Annotated in this window: 27 protein-coding genes and 1 pseudogene; 11 read left to right on the forward strand and 17 right to left on the reverse strand. The window is 73.7% G+C overall.

What is annotated here, in order from left to right; genetic code table 11:
* Positions 1-24: 24 nt before the first annotated feature.
* Positions 25-216 carry a hypothetical protein gene (locus ACQEVZ_RS53220; protein WP_344498278.1) on the reverse strand — a complete coding sequence of 64 codons (192 nt, stop codon included), beginning with the start codon at positions 214-216 and terminating at the stop codon, positions 25-27.
* Positions 217-236: 20 nt separating this feature from the next.
* Between ACQEVZ_RS53220 and ACQEVZ_RS53225 the strand changes: the two genes are divergently transcribed.
* The gene (locus tag ACQEVZ_RS53225; protein ID WP_425552097.1) at positions 237-869 is read left to right on the forward strand and encodes a hypothetical protein; all 633 of its coding nucleotides are present in this window, start codon (positions 237-239) and stop codon (positions 867-869) included.
* A gap of 30 nt (positions 870-899) precedes the next feature.
* Here ACQEVZ_RS53225 and ACQEVZ_RS53230 read toward each other — a convergent pair whose 3' ends face one another.
* A complete protein-coding gene (locus ACQEVZ_RS53230; protein WP_344498276.1) occupies positions 900-1,148 on the reverse strand; it encodes a hypothetical protein in 249 nt (82 codons plus the stop codon).
* 281 nt (positions 1,149-1,429) lie between these two features.
* A pseudogene (locus ACQEVZ_RS53235) lies at positions 1,430-2,308 on the reverse strand (phosphatase PAP2 family protein); the annotation flags it as partial.
* 100 nt (positions 2,309-2,408) lie between these two features.
* Here ACQEVZ_RS53235 and ACQEVZ_RS53240 point away from each other — a divergent pair.
* The gene (locus tag ACQEVZ_RS53240) at positions 2,409-2,633 is read left to right on the forward strand and encodes a hypothetical protein (RefSeq protein ID WP_344498272.1); all 225 of its coding nucleotides are present in this window, start codon (positions 2,409-2,411) and stop codon (positions 2,631-2,633) included.
* Here the strand turns inward: ACQEVZ_RS53240 and ACQEVZ_RS53245 are convergent.
* The 7 genes from ACQEVZ_RS53245 to ACQEVZ_RS53275 all read right to left on the reverse strand — a co-directional run bounded on the left by ACQEVZ_RS53245 (position 2,597) and on the right by ACQEVZ_RS53275 (position 9,093).
* Entirely contained in the window at positions 2,597-4,048 is a 1,452-nt protein-coding gene (locus tag ACQEVZ_RS53245; protein WP_433383357.1) for a GGDEF domain-containing protein, read from the reverse strand. The two genes, ACQEVZ_RS53240 and ACQEVZ_RS53245, sit on opposite strands and share 37 nt — an antisense overlap.
* A 22-nt stretch (positions 4,049-4,070) precedes the next feature.
* Positions 4,071-4,967, reverse strand: a complete 897-nt coding sequence (locus tag ACQEVZ_RS53250) for an SLC13 family permease (RefSeq protein WP_433386167.1) — start codon at positions 4,965-4,967, stop codon at positions 4,071-4,073.
* Positions 4,964-5,233 (reverse strand): hypothetical protein, encoded by a 270-nt coding sequence (locus ACQEVZ_RS53255; RefSeq protein WP_433386244.1) that lies wholly within the window; start codon positions 5,231-5,233, stop codon positions 4,964-4,966. The genes ACQEVZ_RS53250 and ACQEVZ_RS53255 overlap by 4 nt, the downstream gene beginning before the upstream one ends.
* A 60-nt stretch (positions 5,234-5,293) precedes the next feature.
* A complete protein-coding gene (locus tag ACQEVZ_RS53260) occupies positions 5,294-6,508 on the reverse strand; it encodes an EAL and HDOD domain-containing protein (protein WP_433383359.1) in 1,215 nt (404 codons plus the stop codon).
* A 38-nt stretch (positions 6,509-6,546) separates the two neighbouring features.
* On the reverse strand, positions 6,547-7,776 hold the full coding sequence (locus ACQEVZ_RS53265) for an EAL and HDOD domain-containing protein (RefSeq protein WP_433383361.1): 1,230 nt from the start codon (positions 7,774-7,776) through the stop codon (positions 6,547-6,549).
* Positions 7,777-7,836: 60 nt separating this feature from the next.
* Entirely contained in the window at positions 7,837-8,499 is a 663-nt protein-coding gene (locus ACQEVZ_RS53270; protein WP_433383363.1) for a GNAT family N-acetyltransferase, read from the reverse strand.
* Between the two features lie 63 nt (positions 8,500-8,562).
* Positions 8,563-9,093 (reverse strand): snapalysin family zinc-dependent metalloprotease, encoded by a 531-nt coding sequence (locus ACQEVZ_RS53275; protein ID WP_433383365.1) that lies wholly within the window; start codon positions 9,091-9,093, stop codon positions 8,563-8,565.
* A gap of 179 nt (positions 9,094-9,272) precedes the next feature.
* On the opposite strand from ACQEVZ_RS53275, the gene ACQEVZ_RS53280 reads away from it, so the two are divergent.
* On the forward strand, positions 9,273-9,488 hold the full coding sequence (locus tag ACQEVZ_RS53280) for a hypothetical protein (protein WP_433383367.1): 216 nt from the start codon (positions 9,273-9,275) through the stop codon (positions 9,486-9,488).
* Here ACQEVZ_RS53280 and ACQEVZ_RS53285 read toward each other — a convergent pair whose 3' ends face one another.
* Complete coding sequence (locus tag ACQEVZ_RS53285) at positions 9,489-11,900, reverse strand: GcvT family protein (RefSeq protein WP_433383369.1); 2,412 nt, start codon at positions 11,898-11,900, stop codon at positions 9,489-9,491.
* Between the two features lie 17 nt (positions 11,901-11,917).
* On the opposite strand from ACQEVZ_RS53285, the gene ACQEVZ_RS53290 reads away from it, so the two are divergent.
* Together ACQEVZ_RS53290 and ACQEVZ_RS53295 are read left to right on the forward strand one after the other, a co-directional pair.
* Complete coding sequence (locus tag ACQEVZ_RS53290; RefSeq protein WP_433383371.1) at positions 11,918-12,838, forward strand: NAD(P)/FAD-dependent oxidoreductase; 921 nt, start codon at positions 11,918-11,920, stop codon at positions 12,836-12,838.
* Between the two features lie 147 nt (positions 12,839-12,985).
* Entirely contained in the window at positions 12,986-13,279 is a 294-nt protein-coding gene (locus ACQEVZ_RS53295) for a DUF4193 domain-containing protein (protein ID WP_344500656.1), read from the forward strand.
* A gap of 22 nt (positions 13,280-13,301) precedes the next feature.
* Here the strand turns inward: ACQEVZ_RS53295 and ACQEVZ_RS53300 are convergent, their stop codons facing one another.
* Positions 13,302-14,213 carry a ribonuclease Z gene (locus ACQEVZ_RS53300; protein ID WP_433383373.1) on the reverse strand — a complete coding sequence of 304 codons (912 nt, stop codon included), beginning with the start codon at positions 14,211-14,213 and terminating at the stop codon, positions 13,302-13,304.
* Positions 14,214-14,236: 23 nt separating this feature from the next.
* On the opposite strand from ACQEVZ_RS53300, the gene ACQEVZ_RS53305 reads away from it, so the two are divergent.
* Positions 14,237-15,085, forward strand: coding sequence for a patatin-like phospholipase family protein (locus ACQEVZ_RS53305; RefSeq protein ID WP_433383375.1), 849 nt, complete (start codon positions 14,237-14,239; stop codon positions 15,083-15,085).
* Between the two features lie 12 nt (positions 15,086-15,097).
* Here ACQEVZ_RS53305 and ACQEVZ_RS53310 read toward each other — a convergent pair whose 3' ends face one another.
* Positions 15,098-16,870, reverse strand: a complete 1,773-nt coding sequence (locus ACQEVZ_RS53310) for a VanW family protein (RefSeq protein ID WP_433383377.1) — start codon at positions 16,868-16,870, stop codon at positions 15,098-15,100.
* Between the two features lie 218 nt (positions 16,871-17,088).
* Between ACQEVZ_RS53310 and ACQEVZ_RS53315 the strand changes: the two genes are divergently transcribed.
* The 5 genes from ACQEVZ_RS53315 to ACQEVZ_RS53335 all read left to right on the forward strand — a co-directional run bounded on the left by ACQEVZ_RS53315 (position 17,089) and on the right by ACQEVZ_RS53335 (position 21,505).
* Positions 17,089-17,859 (forward strand): ATP-grasp domain-containing protein, encoded by a 771-nt coding sequence (locus ACQEVZ_RS53315; RefSeq protein WP_344498246.1) that lies wholly within the window; start codon positions 17,089-17,091, stop codon positions 17,857-17,859.
* 140 nt (positions 17,860-17,999) lie between these two features.
* Positions 18,000-18,122 carry a hypothetical protein gene (locus ACQEVZ_RS53320; protein ID WP_433383380.1) on the forward strand — a complete coding sequence of 41 codons (123 nt, stop codon included), beginning with the start codon at positions 18,000-18,002 and terminating at the stop codon, positions 18,120-18,122.
* Entirely contained in the window at positions 18,119-20,134 is a 2,016-nt protein-coding gene (locus ACQEVZ_RS53325; protein ID WP_433383382.1) for a caspase, EACC1-associated type, read from the forward strand. The genes ACQEVZ_RS53320 and ACQEVZ_RS53325 overlap by 4 nt, the downstream gene beginning before the upstream one ends.
* Positions 20,135-20,159: 25 nt before the next feature.
* Positions 20,160-20,813, forward strand: a complete 654-nt coding sequence (locus ACQEVZ_RS53330; RefSeq protein WP_433383384.1) for a hypothetical protein — start codon at positions 20,160-20,162, stop codon at positions 20,811-20,813.
* On the forward strand, positions 20,810-21,505 hold the full coding sequence (locus ACQEVZ_RS53335; protein ID WP_433383386.1) for a nucleotidyltransferase domain-containing protein: 696 nt from the start codon (positions 20,810-20,812) through the stop codon (positions 21,503-21,505). The genes ACQEVZ_RS53330 and ACQEVZ_RS53335 overlap by 4 nt, the downstream gene beginning before the upstream one ends.
* Here the strand turns inward: ACQEVZ_RS53335 and ACQEVZ_RS53340 are convergent.
* From ACQEVZ_RS53340 to ACQEVZ_RS53355, 4 genes are read right to left on the reverse strand one after another with little or no spacing between them, the layout of a single operon-like run.
* Positions 21,493-22,047, reverse strand: coding sequence for a phosphoribosyltransferase family protein (locus ACQEVZ_RS53340; protein ID WP_344498222.1), 555 nt, complete (start codon positions 22,045-22,047; stop codon positions 21,493-21,495). The two genes, ACQEVZ_RS53335 and ACQEVZ_RS53340, sit on opposite strands and share 13 nt — an antisense overlap.
* 4 nt (positions 22,048-22,051) lie before the next feature.
* Positions 22,052-22,807, reverse strand: coding sequence for a class I SAM-dependent methyltransferase (locus ACQEVZ_RS53345; RefSeq protein WP_433383388.1), 756 nt, complete (start codon positions 22,805-22,807; stop codon positions 22,052-22,054).
* Between the two features lie 39 nt (positions 22,808-22,846).
* On the reverse strand, positions 22,847-24,100 hold the full coding sequence (locus tag ACQEVZ_RS53350; RefSeq protein WP_433383390.1) for an MFS transporter: 1,254 nt from the start codon (positions 24,098-24,100) through the stop codon (positions 22,847-22,849).
* Between the two features lie 33 nt (positions 24,101-24,133).
* A complete protein-coding gene (locus ACQEVZ_RS53355) occupies positions 24,134-25,351 on the reverse strand; it encodes an ATP-grasp domain-containing protein (RefSeq protein WP_433383392.1) in 1,218 nt (405 codons plus the stop codon).
* Positions 25,352-25,363: the final 12 nt, after the last annotated feature.

Consider the following 25,363-nt stretch of genomic DNA (forward strand, 5'->3'; position numbering starts at 1 on the left):
GCACCCCACCTACCCTAAGTGACCTCAGGTGCCACTGGTACGTGACCCGCGACTCGTCCCGCCCTGTGCGACCGCGTGCCGCTCCTGCAGCTTGGCCCGGATCTGCTCGGGCGTGTAGGCCCGCCGCCGGCGCTCCGCCCGCGCCACCACCACTCCCGTGGCCGCGACACCCACCACACCGGCCAGGCCGAGGACCTTCCACCACTTCGCCTTCATGGGCATCTAGGGTACTGGTCGTGCAGGGAGCTATCGATCTCGACGACGCCGTCCGGATGACCCGGACGGGCGACCTCTGGGTGTTCCGCGGCCGTTCCAAGGCCGACCGGGCGATCCAGACGCTCACCAACAGCCCCGTCAACCACGTGGGCATGGCCGTCGTCCTGGACGATCTGCCACCTCTCATGTGGCACGCCGAGCTGGGCAAGTCCCTGCCCGACATGTGGACCGGCGGCCACCAGCGCGGCGTCCAGCTCCACGACCTGCGCGACGCGGTGCTGGTCTGGGGCCGCCGCTACGGCCAACGCCCCTGGCTCCGCCAGCTGCACTACGACGTGTCGCCCCCCATGGAGGAAGCGGTGCTGCGCACCATCGCCCGCCTCGACGGCACCCCGTTCCCGTCCACCGCCCGCCTCGCCGGCCGCTGGTTCTCCGGCCGCGTCCCGAACATCCGCAAGCGCAACGAGTCCTCCCTGGAGACCGCCTACTGCGCCGAGGTGGTCGCCGTCACGTACGAGGAGATGGGCCTGCTCCCCAAAGGCCGCCGCGCCAACTGGTACGACCCCGGCAAGTTCTGGAGCGGCGACGACCTCGACCTCCAGCACGGCGCCACCCTCGGCGACGAGATCGCCGTCACGCTCCCACCAGCCTGACCCGGCCGCCGTTCCCCGGCTCGGCTCGGCTCAGCCGGCCAGGGCGGTCGCGGGCATCAGGGTGGCGGCCAGCTCCCGGGCGAACCGCATCCGCGGCGCGGCCGTCTCCGGACGCTCCCCGTACTCCCGGGCCAGGACGTCGACGCAACCCTGCGCACCGTGCCGGGTGACGGCGACGGTCACCGCGGCCCACGCCTCCGCGACGGTGACGGGCCGCGACGGCTGCAGGTCGGAGGCGAAGACAGCTTCCGCGATGAACTCCGTGACGGTGCCGATCATGTCTGCCTCCCAGTGCTGTTCCCCCGTGTGTGCTGCCAACCACAACTCAACGCTCCAACGGGAGCAGCACCACACCCCAAACGGGTTCCGGATGGTTGCGGACCAACCGATCACCCGACAGACCCACGCCGCTAGCCGGGGAGCTTGACGGTCGGGTCGTCCGGGTGGCCGCCGAGGCGCTGGGTGGTCGGTTCCTCGGCGGTGAGGCGGATGGTGGCCTGCTCGCCGATCGGGTCGGGCGCGGGGGTCGGGAGGTCGTCGTCGTCGAGGGGCGGGACGAGCTGCGGGACGACGCGGTGGACGGTGGACAGGACCGCGGCGACGATGAGGCCCGCGGTGCCGGCGATGCCCAGGGCGCCGCCCGCGTAGGCGGCGAAGAGGCGGCGACGGCTCAGGTCGTCGACGGCGACGTCCAGGGCCTGGTCGGTCAGGTAGAGGGCGGCCGCGGCGCCGAGCAGCAGGCCCAGGGAGATGAGGGTGAGGAAGACGGTGGCGTAGGTGCTGGGGGCGCCGTACGTGACGCCGCCGTGGCGGCGCTGGACGAGGACGATGAAGACGCTGGCGAACGCGGCCCAGGCGCCGACGACGAGGAGGGCGGCGACGGCGTCGCTGGGGCGGTGCCAGCCGGCGGAGAGGGTCGCGACGCCGGCGAGGGCGGCGAAGCCGGCGGCGATCAGGGCGCCGGTGGCGCGCGCCTTCGCCGGCAGGACCAGGACGAAGGCGACGGCCACGGAGGCGGCGATCGTGGTGTGGCCGCTCGGCAGGCTGTTGCCGACGCCGGAGCGCTCCAGGTCGACGCCGAGGTCGGGGCGGGTGAGGAGGGCCTTGATGACCTGGGTGGTGACGTTGGCGCCGCCGATGAGCAGGATGGCGCCGACGGCGAGGGCGACCCGGCGGCGGATGAGGGCGATGAAGCCGACCGTCACGGTGGCGACGGTGAGGGAGAGCACGGAGATGCCGTTGAGGACGCGGTCGACGATCGTCTCGACGCGGGCGCGGCCGATGCTGTTGCCGGTGATGGCGAAGTAGTCCAGCAGCTGCCCGTGCTCGGTCTGGACGAAGAACTGCCAGACCCGGGTGGCGCCGTAGGCTTCCGCCGCGCCGAGGAGAAGCAGCCACACCACAAGCCCGAGCGGCCATCCACGCATGGCGTGCAACATAGCCGATCCGGCGGCGATACAAACCTGGCAGGTGACCGGAATGCGTGGCCACGCACCAATCAGGGTAGAGAGTCGTTGCTGTCCACGAGAAGGAGGCGGAATGATCACCAGAGTGCGGCCGGCCGGTGTCCTGGTCGGCTATGCGGTCGAGGCCGTCGACGGTCCCGTGGGCACGATCGACCGGGGCACGTACGACACCGGCCGCCTCGTCGTGAAGACCCGCGGCGGCGCGCCGGTCACGCTGCCGGTCGACGCCGTGCACCGCATCGACCACCGCCGCCGGACGGTCTACCTCGGGGTGAGCCGGGCGTCGGTGTCGGGCTGAGCGGACGCGACCTCGACACGGTTCCGGCCGGCGCGCTTGGCGTCGTACAGGGCGGCGTCCGCACGGGCCACCAGCTCGTCGGAGGTCTCCACGCCGTTCCACCGGGCGAGGCCGGCGGAGAACGTCTGGCCCAGCGGCGTCGCCGCCATGAGCCGCCGCAGCACCGCCACGGACTCGGCGGTGTCCGCGCCCGGCAGCAGCGCGATGAACTCCTCGCCGCCGTAGCGGGCCAGGTGGTCGGTGCCGCGCAGCTGCCCCGACCAGGCCGCGGCGGCGGACTTCAGCAGCCGGTCGCCGGCCGGGTGACCGTACTCGTCGTTGAAGCGCTTGAAGTGGTCGAGGTCGATCATGACGACGGCCAGCCCGGCACCGTCGCGGCGGGCGCGTTCGAGGGCCGCGGGCAGTTCGGCGCCCCAGGCGCGCCGGTTGGGCAGGCCGGTGAGCTCGTCGGTGCGCGACAGCTCACGGACCCGGGCGGTCTGCGCCTCCAGCTGCCGCAGCAGCTGGGCCATGCGGATGACGACCAGCAGGAACAGCACGATGGAGCAGATCGCGATCGGCAGCGCGTCGGTGACCTCACCGGCCGCGATCTGGCCGAGCAGCAGCAGCGGCGCCATCAGCGACGCGAGGGTGAGCAGGACGAGCAGGCCGGGGCCGAGCTTCGGCGGCGGGCCGGCGGTCTCGCCGATCTGGGCGGCGGAGCGGTGCAGCGCTGCGTGGCCGACGAGGACGTACGCGAGGAGGAACACCGCCCCGAGGACGCGGTGTGCGGCGGGGCCGGGCTCCACGCCGATCGTGTTCAGCACGGCCCAGGTGACGTCGCCGGCCAGGAAGAGGAACGCCGAGGCGATCATCAGGCGGAACGCGGCGCTCCGGGCGCCGCCGCCGAGCAGCAGGCGGGTCAGCATCGCCAGGACGAGCACGTCGCCGACCGGGTACGCGACGCCGGTGAGGTGGGCCAGCGGTGACAGGTCGGTCTGGTCGATCGCCGGGCGGATCATGAACACCCACGCGAGCAGGCCGAGGCCGGTGGTGACGGTGGTGGCGTCGACGAGCGCGCCCCAGTCGTGCCCCTCGGACCGGCGGCGGATCAGCAGGACCAGGCCGATCGCGAGCCCCGGGTAGAGCGCCAGGTAGCCGACGTCGGGCCAGCCCGGCGACTCGTACTCGGCGTTGACGTGGAAGCTGTAGGCCTCGACGAGGATGCCGGTCGCGTTGCCGCCGACCCCGGCCGCGAACGCCAGCCAGGCCGCCCGGGCGGTCCCCCGGTGACGCAGCGCGCCCGCGATGATCGCCGAGACCGCCGGGTAACCGGTGAGCACCTGCACCGCGACCTGCCACCAGCTGCCGTCGGGCACCAGGAACGACAGGGCGACGCAGGTCCCAGCGGCCACCAGGTACCACCGCAGCATCATGTCACTTAGCGTAACCGCACAATCACACCAGTAGGGCCGCGGTGGCGAGGCCCGTGCCCGCGACCGCGACGGCCGCCCCGGTCAGCAGGAACCGCAGCGGCGGCACCCGCAGGCCGGCCGCGCGGCAGCGCTCCCACCACAGCAGCGTGGCGAGGGACGCCCACGGCACCGCGAGCGGCCCGACGTTGACGCCGACGAGCAGCGCCAGCAGCTGCGTGCGGTGCCCTGCCTCGATGCCGCGTTCTCCGGCGATGTACGCGGGAAGGTTGTTCACGACGTTGGCGAGGCCCATCCCGGTGGCGGCGGACCGGAACGCCCCGGCGGCGCCGCCCTGGCCGCCGATGAGGGTGGCCGCGAACCGGTCCAGCCCGTGCGCGCCGAGCGTCTCGACGACCAGGAACATCCCCGTCACGAAGACCAGCAGCCGCCACGGGAGCAGGCCCGGCCGCAGCGCCGCGCGGTCCCGCAGCGCGAACGCGCCGGCGACCACGACCGCGGCGGCCCCGGACGCCAGCCACAGGGGCACCTCGATCAGCACGCCCGCGACGAACACCAGGCACGCGCCGAGCGCGACCCGGAACAGCACGGGGTCCCGGGGACGGTGCGCCGGAGGCGGCGCGAACCGTCGGGACGTGCGCCGCCAGTACGCGAGCCACAACGCCAACGCGGTGACACCGATGGCCGCCAGTTGCGGCAGCCACATCCGTCCCGCGAACGCGACCGGCCCCAGCCCGACCCGTCCGGCGGCGAGCAGGTTCGTCAGGTTGGACACGGGCAGCAGGAGGCTCGCGGTGTTGGCCAGCCACACGGTGGTCACGGCGAGCGGCAGCGGCGGCAGGCCGAGGCGCCGGGCGAGGGCCAGCAGGACCGGCGTGAGCAGCACAGCGGTCGTGTCGAGGTTGAGGGTGACGGTGGTCAGCGCCGCGAACCCGACACAGACGCCGAAGAGCGCGACGTCCGCCCGCGGGCGAGCGTGGCGAGGCGGTCGGCGAGCACGTCGAACACCTCGGCCTGCGCCGTCAGCTCCGCCAGGACGATCACCGCCCCGAGGAACGCCAGCAGCGGCGCGATCCGCCGCACCGTCGCCTCCGCCTCGGTCGCCGGCAGCAGGCCGGCCGCGACCGCGACCCCACCGGCGGCGAACAGCCCGATCCCGACCCAGCCCGACGCATGCAGGCGCCTCATCGCAGATGATCTTCGCGCCGCGCCGGCCCGCACGCACCCCGGGTCAGCCTCGGGTCAGCCTCAGCGCGCGGCGGCGTCCTCGCTCTCCGGCTCGGCCAGCGACGCGTTCGTCCAGCGCAGCGCCGACAGCATGTCCTCGGCCAGGTCGGGGACCACGGCGGTCGCGGCGTCCCGCTGATACGTGCGGACCTCCGTGAGCACCGCGCCCAGCTGCCCCCGGCCGTGCACGACGGCCACCGCGACGTCCTCGGTGAGCGGCAGCTGGTCGGTGAGCTCGCTGGCGGGGCGGCCGAGCAGGTCGCCGAGCGCCGACAGGAGGCCGACCGTGAACGCCGCCGGGCCGGGTGCGCCGCGCCGCTCGGCGACCGTCTGGCACATGCGGGCCCGCAGGACGGCGTCGGTGAGCTGCGCCTCGTCGCCGTCGGCGAAGTCGGCGACCATCATCAGCGTCGCCCACTGCCGCACCTGCGGGATGCCCAGCATGACCACGGCCTGGAAGATCGAGGAGACCGGCTGCGGCAGGCCGTTGGAGGCGGCGTTGACGCCGCGCAGGACGCGGACGGCGAGCGCCGGGTCGCGTTCGATGGTCTCCACGGCCCGGTCCAGGTCGACCTCGTCGGCGGCGAGCTCCGCGAGCAGCCGCATGCGAGCCAGCCGCGACGGGCTCAGCGTGTGCGTGGTGATGAGGTGCGGCCGGCTGAGCACGTGGCCCTGGAAGAGCTGGAACTGCAGCTTGCGCGCCAGGTCGAGCAGCTCCTGCGTCTCGACCCGCTGGGCGACGAGCCGGATCCGCGGGAACCGGCGGCACTGCCCGGCGATCGCGCCGATCGCGGCCCGGTCGCCGGCGAGCATGTTGACCTTCACGTAGTGCGCGAACGGCAGCAGCCCGGCCCGGGACGCGTCACCGGCGAAGTCGTCGACCGCGATGCGGTGGCCCTGCTCGACGAGCCGCCCGACGCCGTCGAGCACCTCGTCGTCGACGGCGACGTCCGCCATCAGCTCCAGCCCGACCGACCCCGGCGGGAACGGCAGCGGCAGCTCCCCCACGATGAACTCGCGGGTCAGGTTGATGAAGCAGCGCCGGTCGCCGACGAGCTCGGTGATGCCGAACGCGGTGAACGCCTCCACGATCACCCGGCTCGTCGCGGCGCTGTCGCGGACCGAGGCGTGCATCGCCTCCGGGCCGTCGCGGAACAGCAGCTCGTAGGCGGCGACGTGACCGTGCCTGTCGTAGAGCGCCTGCCGGCCGATGTGTACGGGTCGCGTGCTGTCCACGTCCGCCTATCGGCAGGTCGCGCCGCCGGTTGCGCGTTTTACGGCGTCGCCGGGCGGGTCCTGGGCGCGATGATGTGGCCGGTGTACGCGACGGCGTCCAGGTAGGCCAGGGCGGTCTCCTCCACCGGCACCGGCGCGGCCAGCAGCATCGGCAGGTCGGACGCCTCGTATGCGGCGACGAGCGACAGCAGCTCCCCGAGCGGCCCGACCCCGTCGACGAGTGCCTCGGTCACCTCGTGGCTGAGCGACAGGCGCAGCGCCAGCTCGGCGGCGCGCTGGCCGAGCAGCTCGGCGACGGCGGAGACGAGACCGACGGTGAACGCGGGCTCCGGCGGCACCCCCATCCGCTCGGCGATGTTCTGGCACATGCGGGCCCGGGTGATCGCGCCGCTCAGCTGCGACGCGCCGGGGTCGTCGAGGTCGCTGACCAGCATCAGCGTGGCCCAGTCGCGGAGCCGGTCGACGCCGAGCAGCAGCACCGCCTCGTGGACGGAGGACACCTTCACCGGCAGGCCGAGCGCGTCGGCGTTCGCGGCCGCCATGAGCCGCAGGCTGAGCGCCGGGTCGCTGGTGACGAGGCCGACCACCCGGTTCAGCGGGATGCCGGGGCCGACGAGGAGGCTGAGCAGCTCGACCCGGGCCAGCCGCGACGGCGACAGCGCGGTGGTGGAGACGACCTGCGGGCGGCCCAGCACGTACCCCTGGAAGAGGTCGAACCCGAGCGCCCTGGTGTGCTCCAGCTGCTCCTGTGTCTCCAGGCGCTCCGCGACGAGGGTGAGGCCGGGGTACTCGCGGCAGCGCTCCACGGTCGCGACGAGCTCGGCCGGGGGTGTCTCCAGCACGTCGATCTTCACGTACGCGGCCAGTTCGAGCAGCGGCTCGTGGCCCAGCCCGAATACGTAGTCGTCCAGGGCGATGCGGTACCCCTGCGCGACGAGCTTCCCGACGGCCTCCACCACGACGTCGTCGATCGTGACGGTCTCGAGGATCTCCAGGACGACCTGCTCGTGGTCGAACGGCAGCGGCAGGTCGCCGACGAGGAACTCGCGGGTGAGGTTGACGAAGCACAGCCCGCGCCCGCACAGGGGCTCGATCCCGATCTCGGTGAAGGCGGCGATGAGGACGCGGCTGGTGGCGTACGCGCCGCGCTCGTCGGCCGCCACCGCCCCGGCGTCGCCGCGGAAGAGCAACTCGTAGCCGTGGACGTCGCCGTGCCGGTCGAAGATCGGCTGACGTCCGACGTGCACTGCGCCGGAAGGGGGGAACATACCGCACTCATCGACTCCGGCGGCGCGACACTGACCCCTTTGCCGCGGAAAAGTTCCGCTTCAGGCCGCCCCGGCCATGGCGTGGATCTTCCAGCCGTGGTCCGGGAAGCCGGCGGCGTCGGCGACGTGGGCGCTGGCCGTGTTCGCCGGGTCGTGCAGGTAGGTCGCGACCGCGCCGCCCGCGACGATCCGCCGGGTGGCCTTGGCGACGAGCCGCCGGGCCAGGCCCTGCCCGCGGGCCCGCTCGTCGGTGCCGACGGAGATCTCGACGCCGGAGACGTCGTGCGGCTTCAACCCGACCCCGGCCAGGTAGGCGCCGCCGGCGTCGCGGGCGATGAGCACCTCGCCCGGGAACGGCCGCAGCCAGTCGGGGATGCCCGGGCCGTCCGCCGGCTCCCAGTCCCCCGCGTCGGGCAGCTCGGCCGGCGCCTGCGACCAGCGGAACACCCCGGTGAAGCACACCTGCTCCGGGCGCCCCAGCAGCCCCGGCAGCCGCGCCAGGAGGTCTTCGAGGGGCATCCGCGCCAGCAGCGCGGCGACCTCGTCGCGGTGCGCGGGCGGCACGGACAGCACCCCGCGGCCTCCGGCGTCGGTCACCCCGAGCATGAGCTGCTCGGCGCCGTCCCAGCGGGGCTTGTCCCGCGCCGGGTGCCCGACGACCGTGATCCCCTGGTCCGGTGCAGGCCACGCGCCGAGCCAGACCTGCAGGAACCTCGCCAGCACGCACGCCTCCGCGGTAAAAGATCGAGAGCCCAGGCACATCCTAGGCTCTCGATCTTCAATCGTTCAGCCCACGAAGAGGACTTCCTGGACTTCGGCGGTCACTCCCGCGGCGAAGTTGCGCTGGACCTGCGCCGCCTCGGCCGCGCTCGGGTTGGCATTGGTGCAGGACACCGGCGCGCTGCTGCCCGACATGAGGTCCGAGCACAGCCCGGTCCTGCGGTCCGGCAGGCCCAGGATGTGCCCGAACTCGTGCGTGGCGATCCGCAGCTGGTAGTAGCCGTCGTCGACCGCCTCACGCCCCATGTACCAGCGACCGTTTCCAAGGCTCGTCGAATACGTGCGGGGCCAGCCGTTGTCGGCGTAGACCCGGATGTTGGGCGTCCGGCCGGCGGTGACCGGGACCAGCCGGACGTTGCTGACCTTGCCGTTCCAGAGGGTGGCCGCCTGGTTGACCACGGCCACGAACTCCTGCGCCTGGCTCGCGTCGTAGTAGAGGGTACGGGTGGCCGCGTGCGCGGGGACCGCGCCGACCAACTGGACGCCGACCAGCGCCGCAATGGCGAGCAGCACGGTGGCGAATCTGCGTCTGACCATGCCGATCAGGCTAGATTACATCGCTCATCATCGATATATACCAGTCCGCTCATACGACCGCCCGCCGCCTGCACACCTCCGGCGCCGTCGAGGTCCGCTGGTGCTCCACCTGGTGCCCGTGGGCGGACCAGCTGGAGCGCCTCTTCCGCCTGCCGCCACTGGCGTGCGCGTTCACCACCGTGGCCGAGGCGCCCGCCGCGAAGCTGGCCGCCGCCCGCGCGGTCCTGGCCGGCGGTGACCACCTGGTCTGGACCGACGACGATGAGGTCCCGGCCGCCGGGCCGCTGCTGGACGAGCTCACCGCCGCCGGCCGCGCCCTGCTGATCCGGCCGGACGCCCGCTGCGGCCTCACCCCGGCCCACCTGGACGAGATCGAGGCCTTCGCCACGCCGTGATCAGGCGCGGACCCGGGCGCTCGCCGGGTCGTACAGTGGCCGCAGCGACGCCTTGAGGGGGTATTCGCGGTCCGCGACCACCACCGTCAGCGGGGCGGCGTCCAGCCATGCCTGGTCGAGCGGCGAGGTGCCCGCGTCGAGGAACGCGAGGCCGACGGCGCCGCCGAGGGTGTGGCCGTAGGAGGCGGCGCGCACGTAGCCGACGTCCCGGCCGTCGCGGCGGACCACCTCGCCGTGGAAGAGCAGCGCGGACGGGTCGGTCACGAGGATCTGCACCAGGCGGCGCGACAGCGGCCCCGCGTCGCGCACGGCGAGCAGCGCGTCGCGGCCGATGAACGACGGCTTGTCGAAGGCGACCGCGAAGCCGAGGCCCGCCGACAGCGGGTCGTCGGTGTTGTCGATGTCGTGGCCGTAGTCGCGGTAGCCCTTCTCCAGCCGGAGGCTCGCGAGGGCCTTGAGGCCCGCGTGCCGCAGGCCGAACTCGGCGCCGGCCTCGACGAGCCGGTCGTGGACGTGCACGGCCTGCTCGGTGGGGATGTAGAGCTCGTAGCCGAGCTCGCCGACGTACGTGATGCGCAGGCACAGCACGCGGGCATAGCCGATCTCCAGCTCGCGGGCGCCGCGGAAGGGCATCGTCACGTCCGTGTCGCTGACCGCCGCCAGCAGGTCGCGCGACCGCGGGCCCTGCACGTTGAGCTGGGCCCACCCGGAGGTGACGTCGGTGACGACCGCGCCGTGACGCCGCAGGCGGGTCAGGACGTGCCGGTGGGCGGTGTCGGAGGCGACCACCCAGAAGCGGTCCTCGGCCAGCTCGGTGACGGTGAGGTCGGCCTCGATCGTGCCGCGCTCGTTGAGCCACTGGGTGTAGGTGACGAGGCCGCTGCCGGTGACCCGGTTCGCCGACAGCCGCTCCAGGACCGCACCGGCGTCGGGGCCCTGGACGAGGAACTTCGCCATGAACGACATGTCCATGAGCGCCACCCCCTCGCGCACCGCCCGGTGCTCGGCCTCCCACTGCGGGAACCATGACGGGCGGGACCAGGACGGCACGGGTTCCGAGGTGACGCCGTACACGTCGGGCATCTCCCAGCCGGAGACGTCGCGCAGGTGCGGCGACAGCCCGGCGAGCCGGTCGTGCAGCGGGGAGCGGCGGGCGCCCCGGGCCGACCGCATCGCCTTGTCGGGGTAGTGCGTCTTGTACACCGTGCCCAGCGCCTCGACGGTGCGCTCCGAGCGGTACCGCAGGTTGCGCTGGTACGGCTGCAGCCGGTCGATGTGCATGCCGGTCACGTCGACGTCCGGCTCGCCGGCGGCGATCCAGTGCGCCAGGGCGCGGCCGATCCCGCCGCCGGTGAGGATGCCGATCGAGTTGAGGCCGGCCGCGACGAAGTACCCGCGCAGCTCCGGGGACTCGCCGAAGATCGGCGCCAGGTCGGGGGTGAAGCTCTCCGGCCCGCAGAAGAACGTGCGGACGCCGGCGGTCGCGGTCACCGGGATGCGGTTCATCGCCGCCTCCAGGTAGGGCGCCATCCGGTCCCAGTCCGGCGGCAGCGTGCCGAAGGAGAAGTCGTCCGGCACCCGCTCGACGCTCCACGGCGCCGCCTCGCCCTCGAACAGGCCGATCATGAGCCCGCTGCCTTCTTCGCGGAAGTACCCGTAGGCGCCGGGGTCCTCCAGCACGGGCAGCCCGGCGTGGACGCCGTCGATCGGCTCGGTGATGAGGTAGTAGTGCTCGGCGGCCTGCAGCGGGATGCTGACGCCGGCCTCCTCGCCGAGCTGCCGCGCCCACATCCCGGCGCAGTTGACGACGACCTCGGCCTCGATGTCGCCGTACGCCGTCCGCACGCCGGTGACGGTGTCCCGCTTGCGCAGCACGCCGGTCACCGGGACGCCTTCGAGAATCTTCACGCCGCGCTGCCGGGCGCCCTTCGCCAGGGACATGGTGACGTCGACGGGGTTGGCGCGGCCGTCCTCGGCGACGTAGAAGCCCGCGAGGACGTCGTCGACCCGCGCCAGCGGGAACAGGTCGAGGACCTCCTTCGGCGAGATCTCGTGCACGTCGACGCCGAGGTGCCGGTTGAACGCGGCCACCCGCCGGTACTCCTCCAGGCGGCCGGGGTCGGCGGCGAGCTCGATGAACCCGCACTGCCGCAGCCCGGTGGACAGGCCGGTCTCCGCCTCGAGCGACGCGTACAGGTCGCGGGTGTACTGCCGCATCCGCGTCGAGGTCTCCGACAGCGACCCGAAGGTCACCATCAGCCCGGCGGCGTGCCAGGTGGTCCCGGCGGTCAGCCGGTCCCGCTCCAGCAGCAGCACGTCGGTGACGCCCTCCTTCGCCAGGTGGTAGGCGACCGACGTGCCGATCACCCCACCGCCGATCACGACGACGCGGGCCCGCTGTGGAAGCTGCATCCTGAGAGACTAAGCGGATGGCGGTCGTCGTGATCGGGGCGGGCGTGGCCGGGCTGGCGTGTGCCCGGGCGCTGCACGACGCGGGCGTCGCGGTCCGCGTCCTGGAGCGCGCCGCGGCCCCGGGCGGGCGGCTCGGCGGCGACGTCCTCGACGGGCGGCCGGTCGACCTCGGCGCCGCCTACTTCACGGTGTCCGACCCCGGGTTCGCGGCGGTCGTCTCGCGGTGGCATCGCGCCGGTCTGGTGCACCCTTGGTCCGGGGATTTCACGGTGTACGGGACGCCGCCCTCCTCCCCGCGGCCGGCGCCGGTGCGGTGGGCCGCTCCCGGCGGGCTGGCCTCGCTCGCGGCGGATCTCGCCTCCGGGCTTAACGTCACCTGTGGGGCCGCTGTCAAAGACCTGACAGTTCTCGGCGGCACGGTCGTCCTGGCGATGCCGGCGCCGCAGGCGGCCCTGCTCCTGCCGGCCGCCGCGCCGCTCGCCGAGGCCCAGGACTGGCAGCCGTCCCTGGCCGTCGCGCTGCGCTACCGCCGCCGCTGCTGGAAGCCGCTGACCGGCGCGTTCGTCAACGATCACCCCGTCCTCACCACGGTGTGCGACGACGGGTCCCGTCGCGGCGACGGCGCTCCGGTGCTGGTGGCGCACACCACACCCGCATTCGCCATCGAATCGGCCGTCGCGGACGTTGAGGCGGCCGTGAGGGAGTTGCTGGAGCTGCCCGACGCCGCGGTCTCCGTGGCCGCTCGGCGCTGGCCGGCGGCCCGCCCCACCCGGCCCTCGGAGTCCGCGTTTGCGCAGGTGGATGGCGTTTTCCTGGCCGGCGACGGGTTCGGCCGACCGCGGGTCGAGGCGGCCTGGCTGTCCGGCCGCGCGGTTGCCGCCGCGACAGTCGGAAACCAGAATCCGAAAACTCCACGAACGGCCAGCCGGGCGAGGTAGCCTCGTGGGCGCCAACGCTGTTGATATGTCCACAGTGGACCGATTTGGTCCCGGCATTATTCATTCATGTCGGTCGGGGAACACATCCGAGGCCGGCGGCGTTCGTTACACAACCACAGTCACCAAGAGAGGGTGAACGCCATGGCCATCAGCACCGACTACGACGCGCCACGCCACCCCGTCGGCACGGACCTCGCCGAGGACAGCCTCGAGGAGCTCACCGCCCGGCGGGCCAACGCCCAGTCGCCGTCCGTCGACGTCGACGACAGCGACACCGGCTTCGAGCTGCCCGGGGCGGAGCTTCCCGACGAGGAGCTCACCGTGCCGGTCGTGCCGATGCGGCTGGACGAGTTCCGCTGCTCCAGCTGCTTCCTCGTGCACCACCGCAGCCAGCTGTCCCGCGAGAAGAACGGCGCTCCGGTCTGCCGCGAGTGCGACTGAGTCCGGTGAGGTCCCTGGTCGTTCAGGGGCGGCGGGCCGGCACCCGGATCCGGGTCAGGTCCTCCGCCACCACGACCTCACCTCCGAACACGCTCGCCGCCTCCTCGGCGAAGCGTGTCGGGTCGTCGTACCGCTGTGAGAAGTGGGTGAGCACGAGCGTGCGCACCCCGCACTCGGCCGCGACCCGGGCCGCCTGACCAGCCGTCAGGTGCCCGTGCGCCGCGGCCAGACCGGCGTCGGCGTCCAGGTACGTCGACTCGATCACCAGCAGGTCGGCGCCGTCGGCCAGCGCGTACACGCCGTCGCACAGGCGGGTGTCCATGACGAACGCGAAGCGCTGACCTGGTCGCGGCACGCTGACGTCCTCGACGGCCACCGCCCGGCCGTCGACCGTCACGCTGCCGTCGCGCTGGAGCGCCCCGACCGCGGGCCCCTGCACGCCGTGCCGCTTGAGCAGCCCGGGCAGCATGCGCCGGCCGTCCGCCTCGACGAGCCGGTAGCCGTAGGTCTCGATCCCGTGGTCCAGCTGCCGCGCTTCCAGCACCCAGTTCTTCGCTGTGGCGATTTGCCCGCCTTTATCAACTTTGACCGGATTTATCGTAGCGGCGTCGTAGAAAACGGACGCGTGCCGCAGGCGGTCGAAGTACACCTGGCCGCTCGCCGGGAAGTACGCCTCCACCGGCCGGGCCGCGTTGTCCAGGGAGATCCGCTGGATCACCCCCGGCAGGCCGAGGCAGTGATCGCCGTGGAAGTGCGTGACGCAGATGCGGGTGATGTCGCTCGCCGCCACCCCCACGCTCGTCATCTGCCGCTGGGTCCCGTCACCGGGATCGAACAGGATGCCTTCCTCGTCCCAGCGCAGGAAGTACCCGTTGTGGTTCCTGACCTTGGTCGGCACCTGGCTGCTGGTCCCCAGCACGACGAGCTCACGCATCTGGGGGACCTTACAGTTGGCGGATGGTCGATGACTCCAAATTTGCGCTCGTGCTGGGCGGGGGCGGCGTCACGGGCGTCGCCTGGGAGATCGGGATGATCGCCGGGCTGGCCGCCGCCGGTGTCGACCTCACCGAGGCGGACCTGGTCGTGGGCACCTCCGCCGGCTCCGTCGCCGGCGCCCAGATCACCAGCGGCAGGCCGCTCGAGGAGCTGTACGAGCGCCAGCTCGCCCCCGCCACGGGTGAGATCGCCGCCCACTTCGGCGTCGGGACCATGCTCCGCTACGCGTCGGCCGGCCTGCGCCCCGGCGACGACCGGCAGGCCCTGCGACGGCTGGGGCACGCCGCCCGTACCGCCGAAACCGTGCCCGAGCAGAGCCGCAGGGACGTGATCGCCGGGCGGCTCCCCAGCCACGACTGGCCGGACAGCCCCCGGCTCCTCATCACGGCCGTCGACACCGAGACCGGCGAGGAGGTCGTCTTCGACCGCGACAGCGGCGTCGACCTCGTCTCCGCCGTGACGGCCAGCTGCGCCGTGCCGGTCGTCTGGCCACCCGTCACCATCGCCGGTCGCCGGTACATGGACGGCGGCTCGCGCTCCGCGGCCAACGCCCACCTCGCGCGCGGGTACGACCGCGTGGTCGTCCTCGCCCCGACGACCACGTCGCTGCGCCGCTCCGGCCGGGTCGCCACCGAGCTCGCCGCGCTCGGCCCCGCCGTCCGCTCCGCCGTGGTCACCCTCGACGCCGAGGCGAGGGCCGCCATCGGCCGCAACGTCCTGGACCCCGCGAAGCGCGCCACCGCCGCCCAGGCCGGCCGCCGCCAGTCCGCCGCCGCCCTGGCCGCCGTCACGGCCGTCCTGCCCGACTGACCGACCGGCCGGTCAGCCCGCGGGTGCGACCGGGGCGGTGCCGCAGATGAAGTGCGGCTCCGGGTCGTAGCGCCAGGAGAAGCGTTCCCGGCGCAGCTCCTTGCCGCCCTGCTTGAACACGCGCCACGCCTCCTGGGTGAAGCCCGGCAGGCCGTCGGTGGGATTGCAGTCGGTTTCGCGGAGGTACGTCGTGGGCGGCTGGACCAGCTTCGTCCGCGGACCGTACTCGAGGGCGATGTCGTGGCGCTTCGTGCCGTACAGGGTGACCGTGACCGACGTGTCGGTGGTGGCGGTGTCGATGAGCACCCCGGTCGGGGAGTCGTTGCGGAAGCGCAGGTCCAGCGACGGGTACACGACCGTCGCCTCGATCACCGACGGGTAGCGGTCGAACCAGTACGTGTGCGGGCGGTGCTCCACGTCCTGCAGGCCGGCGTAGAAGACCGCGTTGAACAGGGTGGTCGCGACCTGCGACACGCCGCCGCCCGGCGAGTTCTTGATCTTCCCGTCCTCGATGCCGGGGGCGTCGACGTAGCCCTTCGCGTGGGTGCGCTGGCCGACGTGGCCGTTGAGGGAGAACGTCTGGTCCGGCAGGACGACCGCGCCGCGCAGGGCCTCGGCCATGGTGCGGATGTTGACGACGCGGGGCTGCCCGGCGACGAACTTCGTGGTGAAGGTCGACAGCTGCTCCTTGACGCCGAGCGCGCCCAGCTGCGCCGCGGTCACGGCGGCCGGCTTCGCCGTGAGCCCCACCTCGACCCGTCGCGGTGTCGCCGACGTCCGCAGGACCGCCAGGATCGCCGGGCTCGCCGCCACCAGGTCGGCCTGCTGGCCGTCGACCTGCGGCCGCACGACCGGCCGGCCCCGCTCGACGGTGAACGTGGCGTCGGTCGCGGCGACCTCGACCTTGCCGAAGGCCGGCACCGCCTTGCGCAGGGCGGCCACGTCCAGCGACGGCTGGATGAGCCCGTCGGCGTCGGACTCCAGCTTCAGCGCCGCCGCGATCGCCGTCGCCGGGACGGCGACCTCACCCCGGGGCGTGGCCACGACCAGCGGCGCGGCGACGGCGGGGGTCGCCAGCTCGCCGAGCAGCCGGTCGACGTCGGCCTTGGTGCTGCGCGGCACGAGGTCCACGATCGGGAAGTCGACGGTGCCGCGGCGCAGCCAGCCCGCTTCCATGATCGCGCCGAACTTGTGCCGGTCGATGCCGCGGCCGCTGACCGGGTACACGGCGACGGGCTGCTGCTTGTCGAAGCGGACCGCGGGCAGGACCGGGGCGTCACCCTGGGTGCCGAGGTGCGCCATCAGCGCCTCGTAGAGCCGGGTCGCGTCGGCGCGGACGACGGGGGCGACGCCGATCCCGCCATGCAGCCACGCGAACGGGCCGGGCGTCGCGGCGACGGCGCGGCCGACGGTCGCCTCCACGTCCAGCACCAGCCCGACGGCGGCGGGGTCGACGGTGGCGCCGGCCGTGCCGACGCGGACCGCGACCGGGGCGGCGACCCGCTGCCGGAGGGTGTCGCGCAGCAGCCGCACCGCCTCGCCGCGCGAGTGGCCGCCGAGGTCGACGCCGAGGACGTGCACGCCGCGGTCGACGTCCTTCGCGTACGTGCTGACCGCCGTCACCACCGGCACCACGACCACGAGGGTCAGGGTCGCCGCGAGACGCCGCCGCCGGCGGGCCCGCGCGCGCCGCACGATCGGCGGCACCACGACACCCTCACGGGGACGATCCTGCGGCGCGGTGGGAGCCAGCCGGCGCAGCCGGGACAGCAGGTCCGTTGCCATACGACGAACAATGCCCGATTTGTACTGTCTGTCTGGCTCGATCGGCCCCGATGTCCCCCAACGTGTCACTGTGATGGCGGCGCGTACTGCGGATATGCCGATCTCGGCCCGGGTCGCCGACCGGCAGCGACACTGATGGGCCTCGCTGGCAGGATGTACGGGTGCGGCAGTTCCGGACGTTGGCCATGCGTGTGCGCTCGCCTGAGGCGAGTGCCGCGATGACCCATGCCGCGCGCCGGATCGGCCTGCCCGTCGCCCAGCTCCCCGGCGACCCCGCCGAGGTGACCGGGCTGCGCTCCGCCGACGGCGTGGCCTGGCGGGCGGCCGGCGGCTATCTGACCACCCTCATCGCCGGCGGCGTCGACATCCGCCTGCACGGCGCCAACCCGAGCTGGTTCGCGGGCCTCCCCCGCGACGTCACCGGCCGCGACGTCAGCCTGGTCACCGTCGGCGAGGCCCCCGACCTCGTCGGCCCCCGCCCCGCGGTGGCGAAGCTCGCCGACGAGAAGCACCCCGCCTTCTCCGCCGCCTGGGTCCGCGACGCCGACGACCTGCGCAACCGCCTGCGCAGCGCCCGCCTGCCCGCCGACAGCACGCTGATCATCATGGACCACTGGCTGGACCTCGCCTCCGAGTACCGCGTCTTCACCATCGGCCGCGAGCCGGTCGCCTGGTCGCCGTACGTCGTGGAGGGCGAGGAGTGGAGCCCGACGCTGCGCCACCACCGCGCCTCCTGGCACGACGAGGCCGCCACGTTCGTCGCCCTGATGCTGGCCGCCCTCCCCGACGGCGACGTGCCCCCGACCGCCGTCATCGACGTCGGCCGCACCGACGCCGGCGACTTCGCCGTCCTCGAGGTCAACAACGTCTGGAGCTCAGGCCTCTACAGCTGCGACCCCGACGGCGTCCTCCGCGCCGTCCTCGCCGCCAACGACCCCGACTGCGCCCCCCGCTGGCGCTGGCAACCCGCCCCCGCCCTCGGCGCCTGACCGGCCGTCCCCGGAGACCAGCGCCGCTGGAGAAACGGCCGGCGAGCGATCGGACTGTCAGCGGATGGGTCCCTGGCAGCGGTCCCGGGGGCAGGATCGTCGCGGCGGTCACGGGCTGGTGGCGGCGCCGCCAGGCGCCGGTGACGGGCCGGGTCGAGATCGCGGTCGGCGAGCACCGCCTCGTCCTGGACGGCGCGACACCCGAGCAGCAGGACCGTCTCGTCGAGGCGTTCCTGCGGTCCGTCGGCACCACCGGGACATGACCGGCCGGCGGATCGCCCTCCTGGTCGCGAACGACCGCTACGAGCACGTCACCCTGCCGCCCCTGGCCGCGCCGACCGCCGAGGCCGCCGAGCTGGCCGAGGTCCTCGCCGACGACACGCTCGGCGGGTTCGACGTCGACCTGCTCTGCAACGCGACCTCGCAGGCCGTGTACGAGCGGCTCGACCAGCTCTTCACCGACGACGCCGCCGCCGATCTGGTCCTGGTCCACTTCGCCGGCCACGGCCTGCGCAGCGAGGACGGCGAGCTCCACCTGGCCGTGCCGAACACCCAGCCGGCGCTGCTGGCGTCCACCTCGGTCGACGCCGGACGGGTCTTCCGCCTGATGCGCCGCAGCCGCGCCGGCAGCGTCGTGCTGCTCCTGGACTGCTGCTTCGGCGGCGCGTTCGCCAAGGGCGTGATCCCGCATTCGGGGCAGGAGGTCGACGTCCGGTCGAGCTTCGCCGCACCCGAACTCTCGGGCGGACGGGGGCACGTCGTGGTCACCGCCGCGAGCGCCACCGAGTTCGCCTACGAGCTGGGCAACCTGGTCACACCGGGCAGCCCGCCGTCATCGCTGTTCACCCGGGCGCTGATCGACGGCATCCTCACCGGCGACGCCGACCTCGACCAGGACGGTCGCATCGACCTCGACGAGCTCTATGAGTTCGTCGAGCGGCGGGTGGTCGCCGCGTACCCCGACCAGCACCCCAACCGGTGGTATTTCGGCAGCCGCGGCAAGATCTACGTCGCGCACAGCACCCGGCGCCGGATCCGTCCCGGCACGCTGCCCGAACAGATCCGCGACCTGCTGGACCACGGCGCCGTCAGCTTCCAGCGGGCCGCGGTCCTCGAGCTGCGGGACATCGCCGAGGGACCCGACCTCCCGCAGGTCGCCGCCGCCCGGGCCACGCTGGCGCGCCTCGCCCACGACGACAGCCGCAAGGTCTCCCTCGCCGCCCAGGACGCGCTCGCCGCGACCGCGGTCCAGCTCTCGCAGTCGACCGTCGACCTCGGCGTCGCCCGTGCCGGCGCGGCATCCGAGACGCAGGTGCAGCTCAGGGGCGGCCCGCTCGCCCACGCCTCGACGGTGCTCGCACCGCCGGCGGTCCGGGCCCGCATCGTCGGCGACACGCTGCGCCTGCGGCTGAGCGGGGACCGGCCCGGCCCCGTCGACACGACGGTGACCGTGACGGGTCCGGCCGGCGACGCCACCGTCCAGGTCACCGGCTGGGTGGCGCTGGACCCGAGGCTGCCGGCGGCCGCGGCGGTGTCGCTCGCCGGGTCGCTCACGGAGGATCCGCAGGACCAGGCGAGCGCGCTCGCCGCCGCGGCGTGGGCGACACATCACGCGGGCGGCGCGGCCCTGGCACGGACCCTGCTCGACAGGGCCGGCGACATCGCCGACCCGCTGTCGCACGCCCTCGTCACGGCGCTGGTGAACTGGACCGGCGCCCGCTGCGGCGACGCCAGGCGAGCCGCCCGGGTGCCGGGTGACCTCGCCGGGGCGGTCCGGATCGTCTGCACCGACCCGCGGGACCGCGCCATCGCGCTGGCTGCCCTCGCGTGGCTCGGTCATGCCCGGTCCCCGGACCCGGCGCCGCCTCACGGTCCGTCCTGGTGGCCGATGGTCCACGAGGCCCTGCGCAGCAGGACTCGTGGGAAGTTCGGCACGCTGCTCGTTGCCGCCGCGGCCACGCGCCGACCGACGGCGAGGCCGTCGCGCGCGCCAACGCCGCCGTCGTCGCCGCGACGGAGGCGATCGCGGGCCGGACCCAGCGTTCGCTGGGCCTGCTCGCAGCGGCCTGGCTGCTCATCAGATCCGGCGGGAACACACAGGCCCTCGCGGTGCTGGCGAACGCCGGACGGGCCATCTCCGCGGTCGAAGACGAGGGCATCAGGGCCATCTGCAGGGCCGTCGCGTCCTGGGCCGGCACCTAGGCGGGCGACGGCCGGTCGGCGGGCAGGCTCTTCACCGACCTGGCAGACCTCGCTCGCGCCGACGACCCGATGACTCGCTCAAGGCGTTGCTGCTCGGCGTGGTGGCCTTGCTGGAAGCCATCGCCGCCCGCGCTCCTGGCGACGGCGCGGCCGTCACGCTCGACGAGGCCGCCCTGCGGCTCGGGCACCGCATCGTCGGCCGGTCCGGCGACCGGGCGCACGCGCAGGAACTGCTCGCCGAGGCCGTCCTGCTCGCCGACAAGGAGCACGGACGCCGTGACCGGGCGGTGCTGTCCGGTGTGCTGCTGGCCGGGTCGCTCCTGGCCGGCGCCGACGAGCCGGTCCTGGAAGCGCTCCGGCAACTGTTCGACCTGCTCCGTCAGCAGTTTCCACGGCCCGAGGTGCAGCGGATCTCGACGCTCGGCCAGGGGCTGGCCGGCTCGCTGCTCACCGGTGCGCCGATCGAGCCGGTCTTGCAGCAGGCTGAGCGCGACGCCGCGGCCGACGAGGATCCGTTCCTGCGGGCGCTGACGCTGACGTGCACCGCGTGGCTCAGGCGCCTGGATGGTGACGACGTGCCGGCCCAGCGGGCGCTCAGCGAGGCGTACGCCGCCGTCCAGCACATGAGCGGCGGCCCCGGACAGGCCTGGCTGCTGGCCGCCGTCGCGTGGATCGCCGCCTGGGACCGAGCGGGCCGCGGCGCGGGGACCTGTGAAACCCGGGTGACACGTCCGGGACACTGGGGGGCATGACACCGGAGAATGTGCTGCTGGCGGGGATCGTGGGCTCGACCGCGTACGGGCTGGCGGGGCCGGGGTCCGATGTGGACCGGCTCGGGGTGTTCGCGGCGCCGACGGTGGCGTTTCACGGGCTGCACCAGCCGGTCGAGTCGGTGGTGTCGACGCACCCTGACGTGACGCTGCACGAGGCCCGCAAGTACTGCAGCCTGGCACTCGGCGGCAACCCGACGGTGTCGGAGCTCATGTGGCTGCCGCAGGAGCTGTACGAGACGCGCACGCCGCTCGGGGACGAGCTCATCGCGATCCGGTCGTCGTTCCTGTCGTCGAAGCGGATCCGGGACGCGTACCTCGGCTACGCGACGCAGCAGTTCCGGAAGCTGGAGTCGCGCGGCGACGGGTCGTTCTCGTCCGAGACGCGGCACCGGACCGCGAAGCACGCCCGGCACCTGCTGCGGCTGTGCTGGCAGGGGTACACCGCGTACACGACCGGCGTGATCCACATCCGGCTGGAGGAGCCGCAGCGGTTCCTCGACTTCGGGGAGCGGGTCGCGGGCGGTGACGTGGACGCCGCGCGCACGATGCTCGCCGACTACGAGGCGAAGTTCGACGCGACGCCCGGCGTGCTGCCGGCGTCGCCGGACGAGCGGGTCGCCGAGGACTGGCTGCTGCGCGTCCGGGCCGCGTTCCTGCCTCAGAGGTCGTGAGCGCGGAGCAGGGCGCGCAGGCCGAGCGCCGTCCGTAACGCGTCGCCCTCCGGGGTGTCGGCGATGTCGTCGACGACGCACGCGGTACCGACGAAATCCGCACCGACCTCGAGCACCATGTCCCGGGTCGCCTCGGCCTGCGTGCCGCTCTCCACCCAGTCGTCCACGCAGAGCACCCGGTCGCCCGGCCGGACCAGGCCGCGGCGGAAGCTCATGACACCGCCGCCGCCATGGTACGAACCGGGCAGCGCTCGGCGCACGAAGCCCGGATCGGGGCCGGACGCCGCCCGGTCGTTCTTGCGCACCTCGACGAGCCCGACGCCGAGGTGTGCCGCGACGAGCGCGCCGAGCAGGCTGCCGCGCGAGACGGGCCCGGCGACGAGCGTCGGCGACCCGGGCACGAGCCCCGCGACGGCGGCGGGCAGATCCCGCAGCACCACCGGGTCCCGCCACCACTCCGTCACGTCCGCCCAGGCCACATCCGAGTACGGCGCGCGCCGCCAGTGGAAGCCGACCTGCAGCCGGCCCACGAGATCAACCACGCGGCTACCGTACGGCAGCGACCGCCGCGTCAGGTCCGCCGCGCCACAGCGTGCCCGACTCGGTGAAACCGGCGTCGCGCAGGGCCTCGAGGTGCCAGCTGACCGGCGGCAGGAACTCCGCGCTCGCGCCCTTGGGGTGGACGACGGCCCGGTCCGCCGCCAGCGGGCCGAGCACCGGGTCGGCGGCGGCGAGGTCCCACCACGCGGACCAGGTCGGCGCGGCGCCGGCGGCGTACCTGGCGTCCCGCCGCGCGTCGGCGGAGGCGACCAGCTGCTTGGTGAGGCCGGGCAGCTGCGGGTCCGGCATGTGGTCGGCGTTGACGAGCAGGCCGCCCGGGCGCAGGACGGTCCGGATCTCGCCGTACAGCACGCGCAGCCGCTCGGCCGGCAGCCAGTGCAGGGCCGTCGCGGCGAGCACGGCGTCGTATCCGGCGTGCGGCAGCGCGCCGGTCCAGGCCGGGTCGCGCAGGTCGGCGGTCACGATCTGCGCCCGGTCGCGCAGTGACGCCCGGGCGATGCACAGCAGCACGGGATCGACGTCGAGCAGGGTGACCTGGGCGCCGGGCAGGCGGCGCAGCACCCGGAGCGCGATCGATCCCGTGCCGCCGGCCAGGTCCAGCACCCGGGGCGGATTTTCGGTGACCGCTTCCACGGCGTCGATCATCGCGGCGATGCGGTGCTCCCGGTCCGGCATGAACGCGGACTGCTGCAGGTCCCAGCTTTCCTGCCACGCACCGGGGTCGGCGACGTAAGGAGTCATACCCCTCACGCTAGTTACCGGACGGATCGATGTCCAGCGTTACCCGGCGACCGTGCTCAGCGCCCGCTCCGGCTCCGCCGGCGTGTGCATCCGCCGGTCCACGGCGAACACCAGCCCTGCGGCGGCCGTCGCCGCGACCGCGAGCACCAGCCAGAACGGGACGGGCGTGCTGAGCAGGTACACCGCGACCGGCGGCCCGATCGTGTTGCCGACCTGGAACGTCGCCCACGCGGCGCCGGTGGCCCGGCCCAGGGTGCCGGGGGGTGCCAGCCGCTCCACGAGCGTGTAGAACGCCGGGCTGTAGGCGCACTCGCCGAGCGCGAACGTGACCATCATGACGACGAGCAGCGCGGTCCTGGCCCCGCCGCTCACGGCGCCCGCGGCGTAGCCGAGCAGCCACGCGCCGGCCCACGCGAGGCTCATCGCGATCAGCGCACGGGTCTTGTGCACCCGCTCCACCCAGCGGGACACCGGCAGCTGCCCGGCCAGCACGACGAACGTGCCGACGGCGTACAGCGTGCCGACCAGCGTCGTGGAGCCGCCCAGGTCGGTGCGCACGGCGAGCGGCACGCCGCTCTCCAGCTGCGCCATCCCGAACGTCACCAGCAGCAGCTGCGCGACCAGCAGCAGCACGTAGCTGCGCCCGGGCCGGAACCGGGCCAGGGTCTTGCGCTGGGACCCGACCGCGTCGGCGTCCTCCGGCAGCGGGACGAACACGGCGATCACCACGGCGTACAGCGCGCAGCTGACGCCATCGGCGGCGAACAGCCACCGGTAGGTGGCGTCGGTCGCGGAGCCCAGCAGCAGGCCGCCGAGCCCGCCGCCGACGCCCAGGCCGACGTTGAGCAGCAGGTACCGCATCGACATCGTGCGGACCTTGACCTCCTCGCTGCCGCTGAGCCTGGCGATGATCGGGACCACGGCCGGCAGGAACAGGCCGGTGCCGACGCCGATCACGAGCAGCGCCGCCAGCTGGGCGGCGTAGCCGCGCCCGGCCGCCAGCAGCAGCCACCCCGCCGTCTGCACCAGCAGCGCGCCGACGGCGACCGCCCTGGGCGAGCGCCGGTCGACGAGCGCACCGCCGTACACGGACATCGGCACCGCGGCGCCGGCGAGCACGAGCAGCAGCACCGCCGTCTCGCCCGCCGGCAGCCCCTGGAACTGGTGCAGGTAGATCGCCAGGAAGGGGTAGCAGAGCCCGGTGCCGACGGCCGACAGCCCGTACCCGCCGACGAACCACCACGCGGGGCGGCTGAGCCGCCGGTCCGCGCGGCCGGGTCGAGCCTTGCCCATGCCAGCTCCTTCGCTGCTCGTCTCTGCTGCTTTTCAGCCGGTGCCCCGGACGTGCCGCACCATGTGGTCGAGACGGTCGAGGACCTCCGACTCGGTCGCGCCCTCCACCGTGACGGCGGCGACGGCGTCGCTCCACCGGGTCGGCACCGGCAGCACGTCGCCCGGGCGCCGCAGGTACGCCAGGTCGACCAGCCACGGCACGTCCGGCGCCGCGGGGGTCGCCTCCAGCACGCCGCCGGGCTGGTAGACCATCACGTAACCGATCAGCGGCATCGGGTCCGTCACAGGGTCTTTCGCCGGGACCGGCAGGGGGTCGCCCAGCTGCGCCATGACGGCGGCCTCGTCGAGGTCGACGCCCGTCTGGTGCCGGAAGCCGGGGATGATGCCGCCGCCGCCCGGTCGGCCCGCGATCTCGCAGAAGACCACCTCGCCGGCGCGGTCGAGGAACATCTCGTGGTGGGTGACCCCGCTGAACCACGGGAAACACTTCAGCACCGCGGCGTTGAACGCCAGCAGCGCCTCCCGGTCCGGCCCGGGTCCGATGTTGTGGTCCCGGCAGGGCGCCGCGTCGTGATAGCTGGTGGTCGGGTCGACCGTCCTGGACACCGTGGCGACGACGGGCTCGCCGTCCCGCACGACGCTGTCCACGTGGTGGAGATTACCATCGATGAACTCCTCGACCTCGTAGTTCGCCCGATCGAGGCCCGGGTTGGCGTCCAGCACCGGCCGCAGCTGCTCGATCCGGTCGAGGACGAACACGCCGGTCGACGCCATCCCCTCCGTCGGCTTGAGCACCACCCGGCCGTGCCGTTCGAGCAGCGTGGCGACCGCCTCGGGGCTGAAGGGCTCGTGCCGCGGCACCCTGACGCCGAGCCCGCCCAGGTGCTCCTTCATCCGCAGCTTGTTGCGCACCAGCAGGGTGCGCTCCTCGCTCTGCCCGGGGATCCCGAGCCGGTCGCGGAGCCGGGCGGCGGGCAGCAGCAGCCGCTCGGAGATGGCGACGACGAGGTCCAGGGGGCGGTGGCGGTGCACCATCTCCCCGGCCTTGAGCATGAGCGGCACGTCGTCGAGGTCGATGCCGATCACCGCGTCGATCTCGGCACCGGACACCTCGCCGACCTTGGCGCGGTCGGTCAGGACCGTCACCGCGAACCGGTCGGCGGGCATGAACGGCGAGCCGTCGTGGCGGCGGTAGTGGCTGTAGCCGATCCGGTCGATCAGCAGCACCCGCCGGCGGTCGTCTGCGGACATGGTCTTCTCCTT

Origin of the sequence: Dactylosporangium sp. CA-152071, from assembly GCF_050936335.1 — a bacterium.
In the GTDB taxonomy this organism is placed as follows: Bacteria; Actinomycetota; Actinomycetes; order Mycobacteriales; family Micromonosporaceae; genus Dactylosporangium; species Dactylosporangium maewongense.